Origin of the sequence: Tenacibaculum sp. M341 (assembly GCF_004337695.1) — a bacterium.
GTDB lineage: Bacteria > Bacteroidota > Bacteroidia > Flavobacteriales > Flavobacteriaceae > Polaribacter.
This window is the reverse complement of record NZ_SJXJ01000037.1, coordinates 1-21,458: the sequence shown is the minus strand read 5'-3', so window position 1 is coordinate 21,458 and position 21,458 is coordinate 1. Positions and strand designations below refer to the sequence as shown.

The 21,458-nt window shown below is 30.3% G+C and carries 20 protein-coding genes; 7 read left to right on the top strand and 13 right to left on the bottom strand.

From position 1 onward, the window contains the following. Positions 1–80 precede the first annotated feature (80 nt). From EYW44_RS21510 to EYW44_RS21465, 10 genes are all read right to left on the bottom strand, one after another. Entirely contained in the window at positions 81–740 is a 660-nt protein-coding gene (locus EYW44_RS21510) for an ABC transporter ATP-binding protein (protein WP_132727818.1), read from the bottom strand. A gap of 131 nt (positions 741–871) precedes the next feature. Continuing rightward, positions 872–1,666 carry an EcsC family protein gene (locus tag EYW44_RS21505; RefSeq protein WP_132727815.1) on the bottom strand — a complete coding sequence of 265 codons (795 nt, stop codon included), beginning with the start codon at positions 1,664–1,666 and terminating at the stop codon, positions 872–874. A gap of 153 nt (positions 1,667–1,819) precedes the next feature. Continuing rightward, positions 1,820–2,413: a Crp/Fnr family transcriptional regulator gene (locus EYW44_RS21500; RefSeq protein ID WP_132727812.1), complete on the bottom strand. Its 594-nt coding sequence runs from the start codon at positions 2,411–2,413 to the stop codon at positions 1,820–1,822. 232 nt (positions 2,414–2,645) lie between these two features. Further along, a complete protein-coding gene (locus EYW44_RS21495; protein ID WP_132727809.1) occupies positions 2,646–3,239 on the bottom strand; it encodes a Crp/Fnr family transcriptional regulator in 594 nt (197 codons plus the stop codon). A 412-nt stretch (positions 3,240–3,651) separates the two neighbouring features. Then, entirely contained in the window at positions 3,652–4,263 is a 612-nt protein-coding gene (locus tag EYW44_RS21490; RefSeq protein ID WP_132727806.1) for a WbqC family protein, read from the bottom strand. Positions 4,264–4,266: 3 nt separating this feature from the next. Further along, positions 4,267–5,838, bottom strand: a complete 1,572-nt coding sequence (lepB, locus tag EYW44_RS21485) for a signal peptidase I (protein WP_132727803.1) — start codon at positions 5,836–5,838, stop codon at positions 4,267–4,269. Between the two features lie 66 nt (positions 5,839–5,904). Continuing rightward, positions 5,905–6,606, bottom strand: coding sequence for a 4-hydroxy-tetrahydrodipicolinate reductase (dapB, locus tag EYW44_RS21480; protein WP_132727800.1), 702 nt, complete (start codon positions 6,604–6,606; stop codon positions 5,905–5,907). A 1-nt stretch (position 6,607) separates the two neighbouring features. Beyond that, the gene (locus EYW44_RS21475; protein ID WP_132727797.1) at positions 6,608–7,198 is read right to left on the bottom strand and encodes a DUF5683 domain-containing protein; all 591 of its coding nucleotides are present in this window, start codon (positions 7,196–7,198) and stop codon (positions 6,608–6,610) included. Continuing rightward, positions 7,199–8,089, bottom strand: coding sequence for a ParB/RepB/Spo0J family partition protein (locus EYW44_RS21470; protein ID WP_132727794.1), 891 nt, complete (start codon positions 8,087–8,089; stop codon positions 7,199–7,201). It lies immediately after the preceding gene. 4 nt (positions 8,090–8,093) lie between these two features. Next, a complete protein-coding gene (locus EYW44_RS21465) occupies positions 8,094–8,855 on the bottom strand; it encodes a ParA family protein (RefSeq protein WP_132727791.1) in 762 nt (253 codons plus the stop codon). A gap of 290 nt (positions 8,856–9,145) precedes the next feature. On the opposite strand from EYW44_RS21465, the gene EYW44_RS21460 reads away from it, so the two are divergent. Next, entirely contained in the window at positions 9,146–9,865 is a 720-nt protein-coding gene (locus EYW44_RS21460) for a hypothetical protein (RefSeq protein ID WP_132727788.1), read from the top strand. Positions 9,866–9,944: 79 nt separating this feature from the next. Then, positions 9,945–11,228, top strand: a complete 1,284-nt coding sequence (locus EYW44_RS21455) for a S8 family serine peptidase (RefSeq protein WP_165872301.1) — start codon at positions 9,945–9,947, stop codon at positions 11,226–11,228. A 62-nt stretch (positions 11,229–11,290) separates the two neighbouring features. Here the strand turns inward: EYW44_RS21455 and dnaN are convergent, their stop codons facing one another. Together dnaN and EYW44_RS21445 are read right to left on the bottom strand one after the other, a co-directional pair. Continuing rightward, on the bottom strand, positions 11,291–12,409 hold the full coding sequence (gene dnaN / locus EYW44_RS21450; RefSeq protein WP_132727782.1) for a DNA polymerase III subunit beta: 1,119 nt from the start codon (positions 12,407–12,409) through the stop codon (positions 11,291–11,293). An 89-nt stretch (positions 12,410–12,498) separates the two neighbouring features. Next, on the bottom strand, positions 12,499–13,449 hold the full coding sequence (locus tag EYW44_RS21445) for a lipid A deacylase LpxR family protein (RefSeq protein ID WP_367180395.1): 951 nt from the start codon (positions 13,447–13,449) through the stop codon (positions 12,499–12,501). A 94-nt stretch (positions 13,450–13,543) separates the two neighbouring features. Here EYW44_RS21445 and ppk2 (EYW44_RS21440) point away from each other — a divergent pair, with 94 nt between their 5' ends. Together ppk2 (EYW44_RS21440) and ppk2 (EYW44_RS21435) are read left to right on the top strand one after the other, a co-directional pair. After that, positions 13,544–14,401 (top strand): polyphosphate kinase 2, encoded by an 858-nt coding sequence (ppk2, locus tag EYW44_RS21440; RefSeq protein WP_132727777.1) that lies wholly within the window; start codon positions 13,544–13,546, stop codon positions 14,399–14,401. A gap of 1 nt (position 14,402) precedes the next feature. Further along, complete coding sequence (ppk2, locus tag EYW44_RS21435) at positions 14,403–15,212, top strand: polyphosphate kinase 2 (RefSeq protein WP_132727774.1); 810 nt, start codon at positions 14,403–14,405, stop codon at positions 15,210–15,212. Between the two features lie 57 nt (positions 15,213–15,269). Here the strand turns inward: ppk2 (EYW44_RS21435) and EYW44_RS21430 are convergent, their stop codons facing one another. Then, positions 15,270–15,911: a hypothetical protein gene (locus tag EYW44_RS21430; protein ID WP_132727771.1), complete on the bottom strand. Its 642-nt coding sequence runs from the start codon at positions 15,909–15,911 to the stop codon at positions 15,270–15,272. Between the two features lie 108 nt (positions 15,912–16,019). Between EYW44_RS21430 and EYW44_RS21425 the strand changes: the two genes are divergently transcribed. From EYW44_RS21425 to EYW44_RS21415, 3 genes are all read left to right on the top strand, one after another. Beyond that, positions 16,020–16,562: a Smr/MutS family protein gene (locus tag EYW44_RS21425; protein WP_132727768.1), complete on the top strand. Its 543-nt coding sequence runs from the start codon at positions 16,020–16,022 to the stop codon at positions 16,560–16,562. A 9-nt stretch (positions 16,563–16,571) separates the two neighbouring features. Then, entirely contained in the window at positions 16,572–17,705 is a 1,134-nt protein-coding gene (locus EYW44_RS21420; protein WP_132727765.1) for a cysteine desulfurase family protein, read from the top strand. Positions 17,706–18,142: 437 nt separating this feature from the next. Further along, a partial coding sequence (locus tag EYW44_RS21415) for a PA14 domain-containing protein (RefSeq protein WP_243643714.1) occupies positions 18,143–21,458 on the top strand: 3,316 nt, incomplete at its 3' end.

Below are 21,458 nucleotides of genomic sequence, written 5' to 3'. Positions count from 1 at the left end.
AACATAATAAAGATATAGAAAAGGGTGTAAGTAGCGTAGCCCTTTTCTTTTTGTATATATGTTTAAATAAAGAGGAGTAATTAAATTACCAAACCGTCTTTCATTTCTAAAGTTCTATCAGCCATTTCAGCTAATTCTTTATTGTGCGTAACTAAAACAAAAGTTTGTCCGAATTCATCACGAAGTTTAAAGAATAATTCATGTAAGTTTTTAGCAGAAGTAGAATCTAAATTCCCTGATGGTTCATCAGCAAAAATTACAGACGGATTGTTAATTAGCGCTCTAGCTACAGCAACACGTTGTTGCTCTCCACCTGAAAGTTGACTTGGTTTGTGATTTATTCTATGAGAAAGTCCTAAAAATTCTAATAATTCCTTTGCTCTTTTCTCTGTTTCAGCTTTCCCTTTTTTAGCAATAAATGCAGGGATACAAACATTTTCTAAAGCAGTGAATTCTGGTAATAATTGATGAAATTGAAAAATAAATCCAATATGTTTATTTCTGAAAGCAGAAATTTCATTATCAGATAAATGGTTTACAGGAATATTGTTTATAGTTAATTGACAATTAATACCTTTTTGGGGTCTGTCCAAAGTACCTAAAATTTGTAATAAAGTAGTTTTTCCCGCACCAGAAGGTCCAACAACGGCTACAATTTCACCTTTTTTAATGTGTAAGTCTACACCTTTTAAGATTTTTACTTCACCGTAATATTTGTGTATGTTTTTCCCTGTAATCATTCTATAAATTCAATACAGCTAAAGTATGAAAAACAATTATCATTTGGCAGACATCGTTTATTAAAAGTAATAACCGAAAAAGTTATATGAGAAATCATTTTTTATGATCAAATAGCGTTTAAAAGCTACAATTATAACGTTAAATAGGTGTTTTTTACAAGCTCAGAACCATATTTACGTTCTAATTTTCTAACAATAAAATGTCCTTTAGCCATGTCTTGAAAATGGCTTATAAATAACGTGTTTATTAAAGCTCCTCCAGCAGCTCCAACAATAGGTATAGATTGAGCTATAGATTTTTCAGTGACTTGTACACCAAAACGTTCAGCTATTTTACTAATAATGGTTAAAAATATAGGAGCACCTTCTTTAGCAACTCCTTGTTCGGTAACATATTTACTAGCTTGTGCCATTGAATTTGATAAAAAAGTTTTAGTAACATAATAACTAGACTCTAAGTTATCATCTTCAATACTATTTCCTCCTAAAGCAAATACTTCTAAACAAGCAAGTTTGGTATTTGTATCATTTATAGATTCACCATGAGATCTTGCAATATCAGCTATAGAACGTAAAATAATGGTGGTAGTTACAGGTAATTCTATAGCTAAACCAGCAATACCAAATAAGCCTCCTAAAGTACCAGTTGCACCTGCTGCAATTTTATGAAAGATATTTGTTGTTTTTTCTTCTTTAACATCTTTCATAGTAAAAATAGCAACATCGGCAGCTTTTAATAAAGATGATTTTGTGACCTCTGTTAATTTCTGATTCCAATTCTCAGGTAGCATTTCTAAACCTTTTTGAATAGGATTTCCTATCATAGTGCTTAATTTAATAGCAATACCTGGATTTTCAAGTAATTGTTTCGCTTCTTTTAAGGCATTATTATCTTTTTCAGATAATGATTTTACAGGTAAATTCATGATTTCTATTAGCAATTATTTTTAACAAGTTAAATTCATATCATAAAAGTATTAATTTTTATCATATGAATAAAATGAGTTGGAAATTGGGAATCTTTTCCAATTCTAAATATAGCGAAAATATGTTTCCATGTCTATAAACATAGTTTTATATTATTTGCTTAATAAACTCTTTCTAATTCTACTTAACTGTACAGGAGTAATGTTTAAATAACTTGCTATTTGGTACTGTGGAATTAAATTTTCAATATTAGCTATTCGCTGTTTTAAAATTTCATATCGTTGGGTAGCATCCAACAAAGAAAGTTCATCTAATCTAGTTTGTGAGATTAGTAAAGCACGTTGAATAATTCTACCATAAAGAATAGCAAACTCATGACTGGTATTGGTAAACTCTATAAATTTAATAAAGCTACCTTCATAAACCGTACAATCAGTAAGGCTTTTATAATTGTTTTTAGTTTTGTACAGTCTTCCTGTGTTTAAAGAAGAGAGATTGGTAAAAACATCATTATTAGCGTGTATAGCTCTAATGTATTCTTTTTCTTCATCAATACTTTTAGAAAAACTACCTACTATACCTTCTTTAATTAGAAAGAATTTATCTGCGCTATCTGCTTCATGAATAATAATTTCGTTTTTAGAAATTTGTTTGTAGGTAATAACTTCTTCAAATAATTCAATAGATTTATCTGAAATATCTTCTTTAAAAAATCGAAGAAATTGTGTTACAAAATTGTCTTTCATTTATAGGTGGCTTAATAAATTATGAGATAAAGAAATACTAGTATAATTGAAAAAGGGTAGGAGGTAAAGTATCAAAGAAAATCTTTAAACCATCTTTAACAATAAGTCAAATATATAATGTGCAATTATGAAACAAATTCACTAAAAAAATGACTTTTTTAAAAAGTAAAAAAGCTTTATCCGTTTAAACCACAATATACATATTTTTTTAACACAATTTTAAATGAAAAAGCTAAACAGAATACATTTTTTTTCTGATTCGACTCAACTGAACAGGTGTTATGTTTAAGTAACTCGCTATTTGATATTGAGGTATCAAATTGTCAATATTTGGTATGCGTTGTTTTAGTAATCTATATCGGTTGGTAGCATCTAAAAGAGATAGTCTATCTAACCTAATCAATAATTGCAATAATAGTTTCTGCTGAATGTAATTGTACAATAAACTAATTTCATGATTCTCTTGGGTAAGTGTCAAAAAATCTTGAAAACTACCTTCTAATAGCAAACAATCGTCGGTTAAACATTTAAAATAGTCATACGTAGCTTCTTTATCTTTGTCTAAATAAAATAAGTTAGTAAAAGCATAGTTTTCTACATGAATAGTTCTTATGTATTCTTTCTTTGTTTCTATATCTTCAGAAAAGCTTGCAACAATTCCTGATTTAAGAATGTAAAACTTAGTTAAATCATCAGCCCTTTTAATTAAAACATCACCTTTTTTGAAGTATTTTATTTCTAAAATATCAGCAAAAGCATTAATCCCTTCATCAGAAATATCACTCATATAAAAACGAGAGAAACTTCTTACCAGTTCAATTTTCATTTTACAGAAAGTTTAATTTAAATATAATCCCGTATTACTTAACAGCAATAAAGGTTAATAATTGTGTACAACACTAAATATTAATTAAATAAAAACAAGATTTATTTAACTATAAATTTAAATGCCACTAAATATTTAGAAAAACCAGTTTTTTGATAGAAAAGATTCCCAAAATTTCTAAAAAAGTCCTTGATTTTTATATTGTTTATTTATTTCAATATTTTCAAAAGAAGATAAATAGTCCCGAAATCTAAGGTACGAAATTTTATTGAAGAATACATTTTATGTAAATAGGTAGCATTGAGACTAATTACAGTTTTATATCAAATAAAAAAGTGTTTGAATTGATCAAATAAGTATCAATTGATAATAATTAAGTATCAATTCAAGCTTTTTTTAAAGAAAGAGAAAACTAAAATTTAAGCGACTCTAAAAAGGTTAGTGTATTGTTACCCTCCATGAATAAAAGATCTAAAATTGATAAATTAGAAATAAATCCGTGTTTATCATCAAACATTTGAGTATACTCATCCATATTCACAGAAACACCTTTTTTAGCTAATGAAAGATGCCTAAAATCTTCTATTGAAGGATCGATTTCATAAGCTGTCGTTTCTTTATATGATTGCTTTATTTGTAAAGCGTCGGTGATAAATAAATAAGTATCGATATTTAAATCAACTAAATAATTATATTTTTTAGTGAATATTTTTCTCAAATCATCTTCAAAAAACTCAAAATAAGGAGAAGATTGATACGCCGTTTGTAATGATTTTAAATGCTGACTTTGCCAAGGAAAATCATTTTCAACTAAAGTATCTTTAGTTTTTTTACGGTCTGTAGATTTTTTATGTTTAACAGGTACAGTAAGTGCCAATTTACCATTGGCACCATAAATGTAACATCTGTTTCTGTATGTTTGTTTTTGAAAATTGTCTTCTAATTCAAATGTTATTTCATCTGATTTGTAAATAGCAGCATATTGCGCTACTGGAGAAAAATATGTTGGTATAAAAAGACTCAAAATTTAAGCTGTTTTTTTCTTTTTAGGTTTAAAAACAAAGAATAATATTAGAGAAGCACATAGAATACCTATCCAAAAATACGATTTAGTTTCACCGTTGTTTACAGTAGTAAAAATTCTGTCCCAACGTACTTTACCTTCTACATTGTCATAACTAAACCATATCATTACAGGAGTACCAATAACATGATCAAAAGGTACATATCCCCAAGCTCTTGCATCTAAAGATGTTTGACGATTGTCTCCCATCATCCAATAATAATCTTGCTTAAAAGTATAGGTATTGGTTTTTTTACCATTAATGTAAATATCATTACCTACATAAGCTAAATCATTTTTTTCATATTCTTGAATAATTCTTTTGTAAAACGGAATACTAGATTCATTTAGCTCAACAGTAGCTCCTTTTTTAGGAATGTAAATTGGACCAAAGTTATCTTGAGACCAAGCATATTTAGGATTATGAGGAAATAAACTACCATCATAATATCCAGCAGGTCTTAATCTTTTAGTAACGCTTTTTACAATAGGGTTTTTAGCTATTTGTTTGGCTTCTTCGTCAGTTAAGTTTAAAATATACTTACCGTTTAAAGTACCGGCTTCAGAAAGCCTAACATTGTATTTCTTTAAGGCAGCTAAACTAAAATCTTGTCCGTCTGTATCTACTTCATGATACCATTGTGGTTTCGCATTTTGAGGTAAAATTGAACGTTTACCATTAATGTATATGTAACCATCTCTAATTTCTAAACTATCACCAGCAATACCTACACATCTTTTAACTAAGTTAGTTTTTTTATCTATAGGCTTATAATAATTTCTGTCTGGTCTAAGATTGTTCATGTCCAACAATGTATCCGCTGGCTGACCAAAAACAACGATATCATTTCGTTTAATTTTCTTTAATCCTGGTAAACGTAAATATGGTAATTGTAGTTTATTAATTAAAGAAGTGTTTCTAGCGTCATAATCATCACTAAATAAATACGATTTACTTTTTACAACAGGAATTGTATCATGAATCATAGGTAAAGCAACGGTAGACATTGGTACTCTTGCTCCATAATGAAATTTACTTACAAATAAATAATCACCAATTAATAGTGATTTCTCTAATGATGAAGAAGGAATTACATAAGGCCTAATAAAATAATTATGTACAATAGTTGCAGCTACAATTGCAAACGCAATTGAACTTACCCATTCCCCAGCACCACTCGGAGCTTTCAAAGATCTGTCCTTTCTATAATTTGCCTGGTTAGAATAGTTAATAGCATAAATATAAAAACCTAGCGTAAATATTACTAAGAAAGTGTCTTTAGTAGACTTATAACCAAAAGATCTACATGTTTCTATCCAAAGAACAGGAAACATAATTAAGTTAACAATTGGAATAAATAATAAAATTACCCACCATTTAGGACGTTTAATAATACCAAGTAATACAATTGCATTGTAAACAGGAACAGCAGCTTCCCATGCTTTTCTTTCAGCTTTAACATATAATTTCCAAGTTCCAAAAAAATGAATTACTTGTACAATTAAGAATAATATAAACCATCCGGTTAAAGACATAATTTCTATAGTTTTTATTTAAAATTTTGGTGTAATGTACCTTTAAAAGAGGAAAAACAACAGTATTTAACCAATGTTTAACACATTTTTCATAGTGAATACACCTTCTTTATTTTGTAGCCATTCAGCAGCAATAACAGCACCTAAAGCAAATCCTTTTCTGTTGTGTGCTGTGTGTTTAATATCTATTGTATCTATACTTGATTCGTAAGCAATACTGTGAGTTCCTGGTACATCAGGAGTTCTAATAGCTTTAATAGGAATACTTTCTTCAGATATATCACCATCTAATTCCCATTTTTTCTTGTTTGAATTTTCAATAATACCTTCAGCAAGAGTAATGGCAGTACCACTAGGAGCGTCAAGTTTTTTGGTATGATGAATTTCTTCCATGCTTACATTGTATTCAGAAAGAGCATTCATCATTTTAGCTAATTGAGTATTTAATTCGAAGAAAATATTAACGCCTAAACTAAAATTAGAAGCATAAATAAAAGCTCCTTTTTTTTCGTTACATATCTCTACGGCATTATCGTACTTGTCTAACCATCCAGTTGTTCCTGATACTACAGGAACATTATTGTTAAAACAGTTAGTTATATTATCAAAAGCTGCATCTGGTACACTAAAATCAATAGCAACGTCAGCCTTAGTTATATCGTAATCATCTTTAGAAGAAGTTTTAATCACTATTTCATGACCTCTTTCTAGGGCAATTTTTTCAATTTCCTTACCCATTCTTCCATAACCTAATAAGGCTAGTTTCATATTAAAAAGAATATTTTAAAGTTAAACCAATTTTAGGCGTATCATTATCAACTGAAAACGCGTTTGGTGGTATTGTAGTAGGAGTTAATGATAAATCGTCGGAATCATCAAATTGAAGTAAATGAGCTGTTACACTGGCTTCTACAATTTGCAACACATAAATTAACACGGTTGTTAATAACGATAAATCTCTATTTTGTCTAAACTGTCTTTGAGCACTTTCTAAAGCTTCATCAGATAGTGTTAATTCAGGAGTATTAAATTCATCAGACAATCCAGCTTTTCTTCTTCTAAAAGCAGTTCTAACCCTATCATATTGATTACTGTTATCTATAAAAAAATAAACACTACTAGCCATTCCTCCATATATTAAAGGTAATTGCCACCAGTATCTATTATTATAAATTTGACCAGCTCCTGGTAAAACAGCAGAATAAAAAGCTGCTTTTGATGGAGATAATGGATTATATACTACTTTTTTCGGTTGATATAATTGAGAAACCTCTTTAGTTGGTATGCTATCTTTTTGAGCTTCTACATTCACTCCCCAAGCTAAAAGTAAAACAAAGACTATGTAATTTCTAAATCTCAACTATTGTAATAATTTTTTAATTCGTTCAAAATCAGCAAGAGAGTTAAAAGGAATTGAAATTTTTCCTTTTCCTTTATCATTAACGCTAACATTAATTTTTGCATCAAAAAAGTCATTTAAATCCTTTAAACTATTAGTAATAGCAGAAGGAACTGTTTTTTTGTTTTTCTCAGCTTTAGCTAATGTTCCTGATTTTATATGTCTAACTAAATCTTCTGTTTGACGAACTGAAAGTTTGTCTCGTAAGATTTTTTCGTAGATTTTAATTTGGTCAGACAGGTTTTCAATATTGATAAGTGCTCTACCATGTCCCATAGATATGAAAGCATCTCTCATACCAGTTTGAATGATAGGATCTAACTTTAATAAACGTAAATAGTTAGTTACTGTAGATCTTTTTTTACCAACACGAACACTTAATTCTTCTTGAGTTAATTTAATTTCATCAATTAATCGTTGATAAGATAAAGCAACTTCAATTGGATCTAAATTTTTACGCTGAATGTTTTCAACTAATGCCATTTCTAGCATTTCTTGATCATTCGCTATTCTTATATATGCAGGTACAGTTTTATTACCAATTAATTTAGATGCTCTAAAACGACGCTCTCCAGAAACTAATTGAAATTTATCTTCTGCTAGTTTTCTAACAGTAATTGGTTGAATAACACCAAGTTCTTTAATAGATCCAGAAAGTTCTTTAAGTGCTTCTTCATCAAAATATGTACGAGGTTGAAAAGGATTTACTTCAATTAAATCTAAATCAATTTCAATAATACTACCAACAACCTTGTCTGCATTTTCATCAGATGCAGATGTAACTTCGGCAGTTTCTTTTAACAAAGCTGATAATCCTCTTCCTAATGCTTGCTTCTTTGTTGCTTTTGCCATGTTATTAGTTCTTTTTTATAATTTCGTTTGCTAAATTAATATAATTTACGGCACCTTTACTAGTTGCATCGTATGAAATTATACTTTCTCCATAACTAGGAGCTTCACTTAAACGGATATTTCTATGTACTATTGTTTCAAAAACCATAGAACTAAAGTGTTTTCTTACTTCATCAACTACTTGATTAGATAAACGTAAACGTGCATCATACATAGTTAATAATAAACCTTCTATTTCTAATTCTTTATTGTGGATTTTTTGTACACTTTTAATTGTGTTTAAAAGTTTTCCTAATCCTTCTAAAGCGAAGTATTCACATTGTATAGGAATAATTACAGAGTTAGAGGCTACTAAAGAGTTTAAGGTAATTAAGCCTAAAGAAGGAGCACAGTCAATTAAAATATAATCATAATCTTCAGAAAGTTCAGCCAATGCTTTCTTAAGCATGTATTCTCTTTCTGGTTTATCAACAAGTTCAATCTCAATAGCTACTAAATCAATATGAGCAGGTATTAAATCTACGTTTGGAGATTCGGTTTTAACAATAGTGTCTTTTACAGATGAAGTGTGTTCTAATACTTGATAAGTACCAAATTCAACTGTTTCAACGTCTATACCTAATCCAGATGTAGCATTTGCTTGAGGATCTGCATCAATTAACAATACCTTTTTTTCTAGTACACCTAAAGCAGCTGCTAGATTCACCGACGTGGTAGTTTTTCCAACTCCACCTTTTTGATTTGCTATCGCAATTATTTTGCCCATACTTGTTATGTAATTACCGAACGTAAAAATACAATTATTTATGACTTTTGAAAGGAGAAGATATTAACAAAAAAGTTAAAGAACTCAGAAAATTAAATCCCCTAGTTTTTTAAGGTTTTTTCCTGTAATGAAAACAAGGTATTTCATCAATAAAAAAATGTAAGTCCAACCTAGCTTTGTAACCGTTATTTAAATAGCACAATAATTAACCTTTAGTCTGATCAACTAAGTTAAAAGGGAAAGCCGAAAAGCAATATTAGAGTAGGCATATTAATTTAATTGAAATAAAAATGAAAAACTTAAAAACAAAATTAGTAACTGTACTATCAGTAGTAAGTTTAATTACTGGATCGTTATTTTTTAATTCTTGTTCTGATGAATCAAATGTTGAAACAGAACAAAATTTTCAAGATGAATTAGGTTCATTCAAAAAAGAGTTGACAATTTTTGATGAAACCAAAGAAAATTCAGTAGTAATTCTTTTAGGATCAAATGATCAATCAGTATTAAAAATGTGGTCTGCAAACAACTTCGATTTAAAGTTAATTGACAAAAATGAATCTTTAGGAAGTGTTTATAAAATGGATGCTGAAGTTGCAAATCGTAATGATTTTAATGATGATTCAGAAGAAATAGCCGCTGAAGTTTATTATATAATTGTTAGTAAAAACATAAATACATTTGGTAAAAGATTGATTTTAGAAGAAAAGCCTCCTTATAGTGATGATTTAAGAGGTTGGTCTTATTCAACTTTTTACAGCGATGAAGATCCAGATCCTAATCATACTGTTACAGTAAACGTATACGGAAGAAATGCATGGAAAAGAGGTTATTATGGAGTAGAGTACAAGAAGTATTCTTATAGCGGATGGAGTACTATTATTAGTGAGTGGACTCGAATTAAGAACAACGAATCTAAATCTCATTCAAGAACTCCATGTTTTAAAATGAAAGCTAGAAGAAAGTACAAAGGAACTAATAACTCTGTAATTATTGAAATTGAAGAATAGAAATAAAGAGTTAAAAGAACAGGTGATGGTTAATCACCTGTTTTTGCTGTATATATTGTTTTTTTATCTGTGGAGTAGTTTGTCTGCTCAAAATTTAGATAAAATTGAATTTTATGAAGCTTCAAAAGTTATGGAGCAAATGGATAAGAATTCTAAAACACCTGTAATTGCGGTTATCGATGGTGGTGTTAGAATGGATTTATTTCCAGGGGCTATTTTTACTGTTAATGAAAATGAAATTCAAAACAATGGTATTGATGATGATGAGAACGGTTATATAGATGATTATTTTGGGTGGAATTTTGCTGATAATTCAAATGATATTACCAATGAAAAAGCAGGAGATTGGCATGGAACTCCTGTTTTAAGCTTAATTCATCGAATGATTTCCAGTAATAAGAATGTTCAGTTAATGAATTTGGTAAAAGGGAACACTATTGATGAGATTAAGAGTTCATTAAAATATGTGTTGGATTTACGAAGAAGATATAACGAAACTGATGGAAAGGAAGGGGTTTTTATTGTAGCAATAAATTGTTCTTGGGGAAAAAGTGATTTATGGGCTTCTGACTATACAGATTGGTGTAGTTTGTATAACGAACTTGGTGAACAAGGAGTTTTAGTGGTTTCATCTGTACCAAATGATAATATTAATGTAGATGAAGTAGGAGACATGCCATCAACTTGTGATAGTGATTATTTAATAACAACAACAAATACTAATATAAATGATGAGAAAGTATTGGAAGCTGCTTTTGGTTTTACATCTGTTGATATGTCAGCTCCAGGTAATGGAAGTTATACACTTTTAAATACGGGCGAGTATGGTTTTTTTGGAGGCACATCAGCTGCAGCTCCGTACATTAGTGCTACTGTAGGTTTATTGTATTCATTATTTATAAAAGATTTTAATAAAATCGTTGAAAATAACCCTAAAAAGGCAGCTAATTTGATAAAAAATGTGTTGTTGGAAGGTAATGATAAGTTAACGGGATTAAATCATATAACTTTATCTAAAGGAAGGCTTAATGTGTATGGAAGTCTAAAACTTTTATTGAAGGCTTTTGATTTGAATGATACGTATGTGGAGTTTTTTAAATCTTTAAAAATTCAAAAGATATATCCTAATCCAATTATTAATGAAGTGAATTTAATTTTAGAAAGCGATAGAGATGAGTCTGTTCAAATTGATTTTCTTGATATAAATGGAAGGATAATTAAGTCTTTACAAAGTTTTGTGCAAAACGGAATAAGAGAAATAAAAGTTAGTTTAGGTAATTTTAAATTAGACGGAGGTTTATATATATTACAAGTTCATACTCATTCAGGTTTACTTGACAGAAAAAAAATCATAGTAAAATAAAAAACACAATCTCATTTATTGAAATTGTGTTTTTTATATATTTTATGAACCTTAGGATTATACTATCCGTTAAGCATTACTGGCATTACTAACATTGTAACATGTTCTCCTTCTTCAGTACCATCAATAGGAGTTAAAATTCCAGCTCTATTAGGTAAACTCATTTCAAGTTGAACATCGTTTGCATTTAAGTTGTTTAACATTTCACTTAAGAAACGAGAGTTGAAACCAATTTGCATGTCATCTCCTTGGTAGTCACAACTTAATCTTTCATCTGCTTTGTTGGCGTAGTCTAAATCTTCTGCAGAAATATTCAATTCAGTTCCAGCCATTTTCAAGCGGATCTGGTGAGTTGTTTTACTAGAGAAAATAGAAACACGACGAACAGAATTTAAGAAAGAAGCTCTGTCTACAGTTAATTTATTTGGATTTTCCTTAGGAATTACAGCTTCGTAATTAGGGTATTTTCCATCGATTAAACGACACACTAAAACAATATTGTCAAACGTAAATTTAGCATTAGTGTCATTATATTCAATCGTAACATTGTCTTCAGCACCACCTAAAATACCTTTTAACAAGTTCAAAGGTTTTTTTGGCATTATAAATTCAGCAGATTTATCAGCAGATACATCTTTTCTAGTGTATTTTACAAGCTTGTGAGCATCTGTAGCAACAAAAGTTAAGTCTTTTGAGCTAAATTGAAAAAATACACCACTCATTACAGGGCGTAAATCATCATTTCCTGTAGCAAAAATAGTTTTAGAAATAGCTGTTGAAAGCACATGGGCAGGAACTTCGGTACTACTTGGTGAAGGTAATTCTATCGTTTTTGGAAATTCATCACCATTATAAAAAGCCATATCGTACTTTCCTTGCTCTGAACTAATTTCAATAGTGTTCTCTCCTTCGGTCTTAAAAGTCAAAGGTTGATCAGGAAATGTTTTTAAAGTATCTAGCAGTAAACGAGCATTAATTGCTATTGATGCTGTATCAGTACTTTCTACATTTACAATGGCACTCATTGTAGTTTCTAAATCAGAAGCAGATGCTTTAAGTTGATTTTCAGATAATTCAAATAAGAAATTATCTAAGATAGGCAAGGTGTTATTACTGTTTATAACGCCGCCCAAAACTTGTAATTGTTTTAATAAATGTGAGCTAGATACAATAAATTTCATTTTTTTTTCTAAAAGAATTTGATTTACAAAGATATTCTATTCAATTAATTTTAAAAATTAATTTATCAACACTTTTTAGTGTTTTTTTGTTAATTAAAAAGGTAACCAATGGCTAAACTGGCATAGAAATTAACTCCTGGTACTCTAAAGCTTTTTAGTTTTTTGGAGTGCATGGTTACGCTATATTTAAAATTAAAACGATTAGAGGTAAAGCGAAATCCTACTTCAGTACTAAAAACAATAGGTTTAATTTCGTAGGTAACAATATTATTTTCATTTAAAAAACTTCCCTGAATTGTAGCGTCGTACAACGCCCATCTTAACATTGGGTTTATATAAAAGAAGACTTCTTTATTGTTATCGAATTTAGTAATCTCATTATTTAAGTTACTATCAAAACCAATACTATTGGCTATGTTTTCTAAAGGAGTTAGTCCAATTCTACTAATAAATCCAGTGGAGATATCTGTAAAAACAGTTCCTAAGTTTGCTTCGCTTTTCCAGTTAAAGTCAAAATCACTTGACGATAAAGATTGGATATTTTTTGTAAAAATAGCATTAGTATTTAGGGCAAAGGCATTTTGTATTTGGTATTTCCATCCTATAGGGTGATCAAATCCATAAAAATCATGAATAAGACTCATGGCTTCTTCGGCTAAAGCTGAAGGGCCAATAACTCCTATTTGTCCGCTATATTCAAAAATAGTGTTTCGTTTACTGAAGTTTCTAACACCAAAATTTCCATAAAGATAACCAGCAAAAGGTCTGTCGTGCTGTGCTAAAAAATCTACATTGGCTTTAAATGGAGTGTACATTTTTTGTGCAACTTCAATAGAGTAGATTTTTTTATGAAGTTTTTCATTTTCTTTACTTGAAACATAATTATAAGATAAAAACAGACCGTTTGTATAATATCTGTCTTGTACTACAGAAACATAAAGGTCGTTATCATTCATAATATTAAACTTCTTAGCGTATTTTTTTTGTCCAAAACTTACAGTCGAAGCAAAAAACAGGAATAATATAACAGATTTTTTCACAACGTCAAATGTAATAAAAAATTGTAATTTATATCTGTTAATAATTTTTAGGTTGAGTTAATAATCTTTACTTTAGTCAATCATAATATACTGAATGAATAAAAAACCAAAACTTACTGCTGAAGATTTTAACAGTGTAAAAACAAATCAAGAATTGCTGTCTCTTATAGAAGAGAAATCAATTTCTTTTAAATCGGTTAATAAAGAACTGGTTTATGAGGAAGAATTGAGATGTTTACAAATTGAGCTTGTTAAACTACAGCAATGGATAGCAAAAAATAATAAAAGAGTAGCTGTTATTTTTGAAGGTAGAGATGCTGCTGGTAAAGGTGGGAATATACGTCGCTTTATGGAACACTTAAATCCAAGATCTTCAAGATTAGTAGCTTTAAACAAGCCTACAGAAGTAGAAACGGGGCAATGGTATTTTCAAAGATATATTAAAGAATTGCCTAATCCAGGTGAAATTGTTTTTTTTGATAGAAGTTGGTATAATAGAGCTGTGGTAGAACCTGTTATGGGGTTTTGTACAGAATCTCAATATAGAAAATTCTTGTTGCAGGTTCCTGAGTTTGAGCATATGTTGTATGAAGATGGTATAACAATTATTAAGTTTTGGTTGTCTATAACTAAAAAGGAACAGCAAAAAAGATTTGATTCTAGAATGGGGAATCCTTTAAAACATTGGAAGTTTAGTCCTGTAGATAAAAAAGGTCAAGAGTTGTGGGATAAATACACCTATTATAAAGGAGAGATGTTTACGCAAACTCATACTACGTATTGTCCTTGGACGATTATAAAAACGAATAGTAAAAAGAATGCAAGATTAGAGGCTATAAGGTATGTTTTATCTAAGTTTGATTACGATGGAAAAGAAGATGCTTTAACTAGTTTAAATCCAGATCCAAATATAGTAATGAGATATTACAGATCAATAATTCAACACGATTAAAATGAAGGTAGAAGGAAATAAAAAGCAAGTGTTAGAATTGACAGAAGAGGATGTTGCAAAGTTGAATTCTAAGGATGGGTTAAAGGTTATTTTATCTGAAGAGTCATACAATGTAGAGAGGGCGCTTAGGTATATAAATTATCTTGATAAGTTGGAAGAGTTGCAGGTTGAGTTAATTAAATTACAAACTTGGGCTATTGATAATAATGAGCGAATTATTGTACTGTTTGAAGGTAGAGATGCTGCGGGAAAAGGTGGTGCGATTAGAAGAATAACGGAAAGAATTAATCCTCGATTTATGAGGATTGTAGCGTTGCCTAAACCAACAGAAGAAGAAAAAACACAATGGTATTTTCAAAGATATGTTGAGCAGTTTCCTGTTGCAGGTGAGTTAGTTTTATTTGATAGAAGTTGGTATAATAGGGCGGTGGTAGAACCAGTGAATGGTTTTTGTACTGAAGAGCAGTACAAGATTTTTATGAAACAGGTAAATGGATTTGAAAAAATGATTTTACAGTCTGGTATAAGGCTTGTTAAAATTTATATGTCCATATCAAAAAAAGAACAACAAAAACGATTTGATGAAATAAAGAAGGATCCATTAAAACAATGGAAAATGACATCAGTAGATGAAAGGGCTCAAGAATTGTGGGATGATTATACTGTGTATAAAAAGAAGATGTTTAAAAAAACAAACACGAAACAATCTCCTTGGAAAATAATAAAAGCTAACAGAAAGACTGAAGCAAGAATAGCTTGTATAGAGCATATTCTGGATAGTGTTCCTTACGATAAAAATACAGAGATATAAAATAAAAAACCACTAACAATTATGTTGGTGGTTTTTTATTATTGGTTAGAGTTGTTCTTACTCTTCGTTGTTTAGTAATTTATCTACTTCGTCAAAAATGAAATAAATTTCTCCAGCAATTTGTTTGCTTGTTTCTAAGTATTTTTCGTTTTGATATTCTGTATTATCTGCAGCTTTTGGGTCTACGTATGGGAGGTGAAACCTTTCAATTGCATCAGGTATAAAAGGACAATTTTCATCAGCATGATCACATGTGGTAATTGCTAAATATGGATATTCATTGTTTTCGTTATCATATAATTTAGAAAATCCCTTAATTGTTTTTTTAGTTCCTTTGAAAGAAATTAAGTATTGAGGATTTTGGTGAGAAAAGTCCTCAACATTAAAATTAAAATCTGTTTTTTGTAATGATTTAACGGTGTTTCTGTGAAAAGCAGTTACTTCTGTACCTCCTGAAAAAGCATTAATATTATTTAGTTTGAAATATTCAATGGCAAAAAAAGACCAAACTTGCGCTAACTGACTTCTTCTAGAATTATGAGTGCATATAAAGTTTAGATTTACTTTGTTTCTATCTTCAAATTCTTCATAAATTTTGTCAGCTATTGATATTAAAAGAGATTTTCTTTCATCTGATATTGATAAATCATTATAAGCATTTTCAAAAAAAACTTTTGTTTCAATGGTCGTTTTTATCATTCTTTTTTTGGGTATTTTTACAGAGATATTAAATGCACCTAAAAGGTGTTAAAATTTTTGCTAAATTAATAAAGACATAAGTGTTATGTTTTTAATTTAAAGTTAAGTATGTGTTTAGAAATTGGTAATAAAGTTGCTGTTTTAGATGATGTAATTAAGGGAGTTGTTACGTTTATTTCGGGTAGAAATGTCAAGATAAAAGACGAAGATGGAATGGAGTTTTTGTTTGATGTTTCGGATTTAGTTAAAATAGGAACAGAACAAGATCAGATAAAAACGAAAATAGACGAAAGGAAAATTTTAAATAGCATATCAAATCAAGATAAGGGTAAGAAAAAATCGTTATTCAAAAAAGTGAATAATGAAGTGGTAATGGAGGTTGATTTACATATTGATAAATTGATAAAGTCTAAAAGAGGTATGGATAATTATGATATTTTGTCTTTACAGATAGATACTGCTAAAAGAAAAATAGAATATTGTATACAAAAAAGGATATCAAAAATAATATTTATTCATGGAGTTGGAGAAGGTGTGTTGAAAACAGAGTTGCGTTATTTGTTAAATAGGTATCCAGTTAAATATTATGATGCTTCTTACCAGAAGTATGGTTTAGGAGCTACAGAGGTTTATGTTTATCAAAATGTTTAAAAGAGTAAGATGAAGAGTGTTTATTTCGATAATGCGGCTACAACAAAAATGTTGCCAGAGGTAATAAAAGTCATGAGTAAGGCTATGGAGGAGAATTTTGGAAATCCTTCTTCAACTCATCAAACCGGAAGAAAAGCTAGAGTAGCAATTGAAACAGCAAGAAAAAAAATAGCAAAACGATTTAATATAAGTGCACCTGAGGTAGTGTTTACTTCTGGAGGAACCGAAGGTAATAATTTGGTTTTAAGAAACGCTGTTGAAAATTTAGGTGTCAAAACAATTTTTACTACTAAAATAGAGCATCATGCTGTATTGGATGTGGTGATGTTTTTGCAAGAAAATTTTGATCTCTCTGTGGTTTTTTTGGAGTTAAATAGTTTTGGTGAGATTGATTTAACTGATTTTGAAGAGAAGTTATCCAAAGCAGATGGAGTTTCGCTTGTTAGTTTAATGTATGTAAATAATGAAATAGGAAATATTTTACCGATAAAAGAAGTGTCGAGTATTTGTGAAAAGTACGATGCTTTTTTTCATACAGATGCAGTTCAGGCTGTTGGTCATTTTAATATTGATATCAAAGACTTGGGTGTAGATTTTTTGGTTGCTAGTGCTCATAAGTTTCATGGTCCAAAAGGAGTTGGGTTTGTTTGTGTTAATAAAGCTGTTTTATTGAGAGCAATGATTTTAGGTGGAGGACAAGAACGTGGAGTTAGGTCAGGTACAGAAAATACCTATGGAATTATAGCTATGGAAAAAGCGCTTGATATTTCTTTAGATAACTTAGATCAGGACAATGATCATATATGGAAAGTGAAAAAATATTTTAAAGAAAAGCTTACTGAATGTTTTTCCGATATTGTTTTTAATGGTTTGTCAGGAATTGATGAGAAGTCTACAAATACAATCATAAGTGTTAGATTTCCTTTAAAAGAGAAAAATTTATTATTCAATTTAGATCTAAGTGGGATTGCAGCATCTAGTGGAAGTGCGTGTCAAAGTGGAGCAAATAAAGTGTCTCATGTTTTAAAAGAAATTTTAAATTTAGATGAATTAGAGTATTCGTCTATACGATTTTCGTTTAGTAAGTTTTCGACTCTAGAAGAGGTGGATTTTTTAATAGATTTTTTTAAAAAGCGTTTTTAATAGGTTTTAAGCAGTTTTAGTTTAAGGTTCTTTGTGTTTCTTTGTGTTTTTAATTTAAGTTGTTTAAAAACAGTTTTTAAGAGGTTGTTTCTATAGTTTTATTCAATTATATTTTTTGTTTTGATAGAGATGATTGATAATGTTTTTTTTTTGAAAAAAATGTGACTTTTCAGTTAAAAAAGTATCATATGTATAGTGGCAATTTATATAAATACGTATATTTGCCCACGTAAAGTGTTTCCCCCCTTATGCTATTACTTAATTGTAATAAAAGCTTAATTATTGGGGGATAAGTCTTTAATTAGAAATTTGTATTCATTACTTTTTTCTACCTTCACAAACTTATATTCCACAATTTTACAGCTCTTATTTTTATAGTGTAGTTTCCGAGGAAACATTTTGAATAAGTAAGTTTTCAAAATAGAAAGTTATTAAATATGAGGAACTTTTACACTGTAAAATCCCTAAGAATTAATGCGTTTTTGTTATTAATTCTAGTATTGTGTTTTGTTAATCAAGTAAATTCTCAGTTGATATCAGCTACCAATTCTGGATCAAACTGTACTAACTGTGCTCCTGTTGGTTGGGTTGATTCAGGTGGGACACCTGATATATCAAATAGAACACAGGCTGCAGCTTTTGGAGGTAGTTCAGGAGGAGGAGCTTCTTGGGTTTTAAGTCCTGGAAGTTCAACAAGGTTAACTTTGCCGTTACCGCCTAATAATCATTTGAACTGGATTTCTTTAAGGGATTTAGGACCATCTCCATCAGCTATTGAGGAGAGAGTTTCTACTACAGTAAATGGTTTAGTTTCAGGTCAAGAGTATGAGCTTATAGTGTATTCATTGTCTGCTGTAACTGATCGAACAGGAAGGGGGGGGCTTGAATATGCAGGAGTTTACTTAGATAATTTTTTTATTGAAATAGCCGGAGGAGTGTATAGTGTTTCACCTCCAGTTAATAATTGGGCTACAGAGCGAATAAGATTTATAGCTTCGAGTAATAATGAAGGTATACTTATAAGACCAGGTAATAACTCATCAGCTACTAATGGCGGTACTTTTTCAACTGATTATCCATTGTTAGAAACTGTTCAGTTATCAATAACTCTTAATGCAATAAATACTGTACCTGTTGCAAACAACGATGTGTTTTTTGGAGCTGAAGGTATAAGTACATCTTTTAATGTAGTGTCAAATGATACGGATGCAAATGATAGTGTAAATACAGCTTCGGTTGATTTAGATCCTTCAACTCCAGGTCGTCAAACAACATTTATTTCTCCTGAAGGTTCTTGGAGTGTTGATAATTCTGGTAATGTTACATTTACTCCGAATCCAAGTTTTACAAATGGAGCTGTAACTATATCATATACAGTTGATGATAACTATACTATAGATGGTAATGTTGTTCCAGCAACTTCAAATTCAGCTCAAATTACAGTTAATATATCACCTGATGCTGATGGGGATGGTTATTCTAATATTGTTGATTTAGATTCAGATAATGATGGTATTTTAGATACTGTTGAATTGGCTTCATGTGGAGGAATTTCTTTAGAGTATTATGATGGTACTCCGTTTGGTTCTAGTGTTGATAATATTCCAACAACAGGTGCAAATATTACGACTATTGTTGATACGTTCGATATTGAAGATATTTTTAATAATGATTTAAGAACAGAAGTAAGAGAGAGTTTTGGGTTACGGTTTAAAGGTTTTATTAATATCACTACAGCTGGAACTTATACATTTTATACGACATCAGATGATGGTTCTAAGCTTTTTATTAATGGAAGTGAAATTGTAGATAATGATGGAGATCATCCAGCACAAATTCGATCAGGGAACGTTTTTTTAGCGGTAGGTTTACATGAAATAGAGGTGTTGTTTTATGAGAATGGAGGTTTAGAATCTTTAGAGGTTCAATATGAGTTACCTGGGACTATTTCTTTACAAGATGTTCCTTTTACAAACTTATATTGTAATTTAGATACTGATGGAGATGGTATTTTAAATCATTTAGATACCGATTCGGATAATGATGGGTGTTTTGATGCGCTTGAAGGTGGAGGAGCAATAACTACTACTCAAGTTAATTCTAGTACAGGTCAAATAAATGGAGGAGTGAATGGAAATGGAGTTCCTAATCTTATAACTTCAGGTCAATCTGTAGGTACTTCAGATGATTATAATTCAAGATCGTCACAGTGTGACGATGATAATGATGGTGTGCCAAATGTAGATGATGTGTGTAATGGTTATGATGATAATTTAGATGCAGATATGGATGGTACTCCAGACCGTTGTGATGTTGATTTAGATAATGATGGTATTTTAAATTCTCAAGAAGGTTTAAATTGTGCATCAACAGCTTTATCAGTTGGTCCAGGTCACACTGTATCAGCTACTCAAATTGATGACATGTATTCTAACAATGGAGTTAGTGTTGATTTAACAACGTCAATTTCAAACGCTACATTAAGACAGCTACAAGTTCAAAATGCAACTACTTTAAGAGTTCAAGGAGATGATGCTGATGATGGAGGGGCTGATTTTGTAGCTTATACTTTCACGTTTAGCGAGCCAGTATCTAATGTTGAGTTTAGATGGTCTGGAATTGATCAAGGAGATAAAGTAACAATAACATCTACAGGTCCTTTAGGAGCGAATAACGTTTTTATAGGTAATTTAACGAATCCTGTTTCTACAACGCCTAATGATAATTATGACGGGAAAAACGCAGGTGATCCTAATGTTGATGGTTTGTTATTTTCAATAGATAGTAATAATTCAACTTCACCAACAATTACTTCTTTTGTTAATGGAGGAAATGCTTCAAGAAGTTATTCACAAGTAGTGGTTTCTGGTGTAGTAACTTCATTTCAAGTAATTACTCGTAAAGCCAGACAAGATAATAATGGAATCAATAATGGTTTCTTAACGTTCTTATTTTCTGAATTTACATATTGTACGCATACAGATACTGATGGAGACGGACAGCCAGACTATTTAGAGCTTGATAGCGATAATGATAATTGTAATGATGCAGTTGAATCAGGTGGAATTGATGCAAATGATGATGGAATTCTTGATGGAGATGGATTTAATTCAAATGGTCAAGTAACAACTAGCGGAGCTATTTTAGGATCAAGTTATAATGGAGCAACAGGAAATGAATACATAGCTACAGAACTAACAACATTAGGGTCTATAGCTAATCAATCTATAAATGCAGGAACTGTTTTAAATGTAGATGCAGCCTCTGTAGCTACAAATACAACTATTTTCTCTAGTGGTACACCAAATTATGGTTCAGGAACTAATTCTTCTGCGCAATTATTATATGAATGGCAGTTAGATAGAGGTGATGGAGCAGGGTTTGTATCAGTTCAAGCGAGTTCAAGTACATCAACTTATGTAAAGAATCCAGTTTTAACTTCTGATGCTGGAACATATAGAGTTATAGTAACGCATTCTCAAAATGTTTGTATTAGTAGTGAGATTAATTTTACTGTTCGAGTAGACTCAGCTACGATAGTTGCAGAGAATGATGATTTTACAGGAAGTTCAGTCAATGGATTAACAGGCGGCGTTGCAGGAAATGCGATTACTAATAATGATACATTAAACGGAGTTGCAGTTTCGGCAAGTGATGTAAACATTACAACAACAGCTAATACAGAAAACATTACTGTTGATGCAACAGGAGCAGTTCAAGTTCCAGCAAACACACCATCAGGAGATTATACGA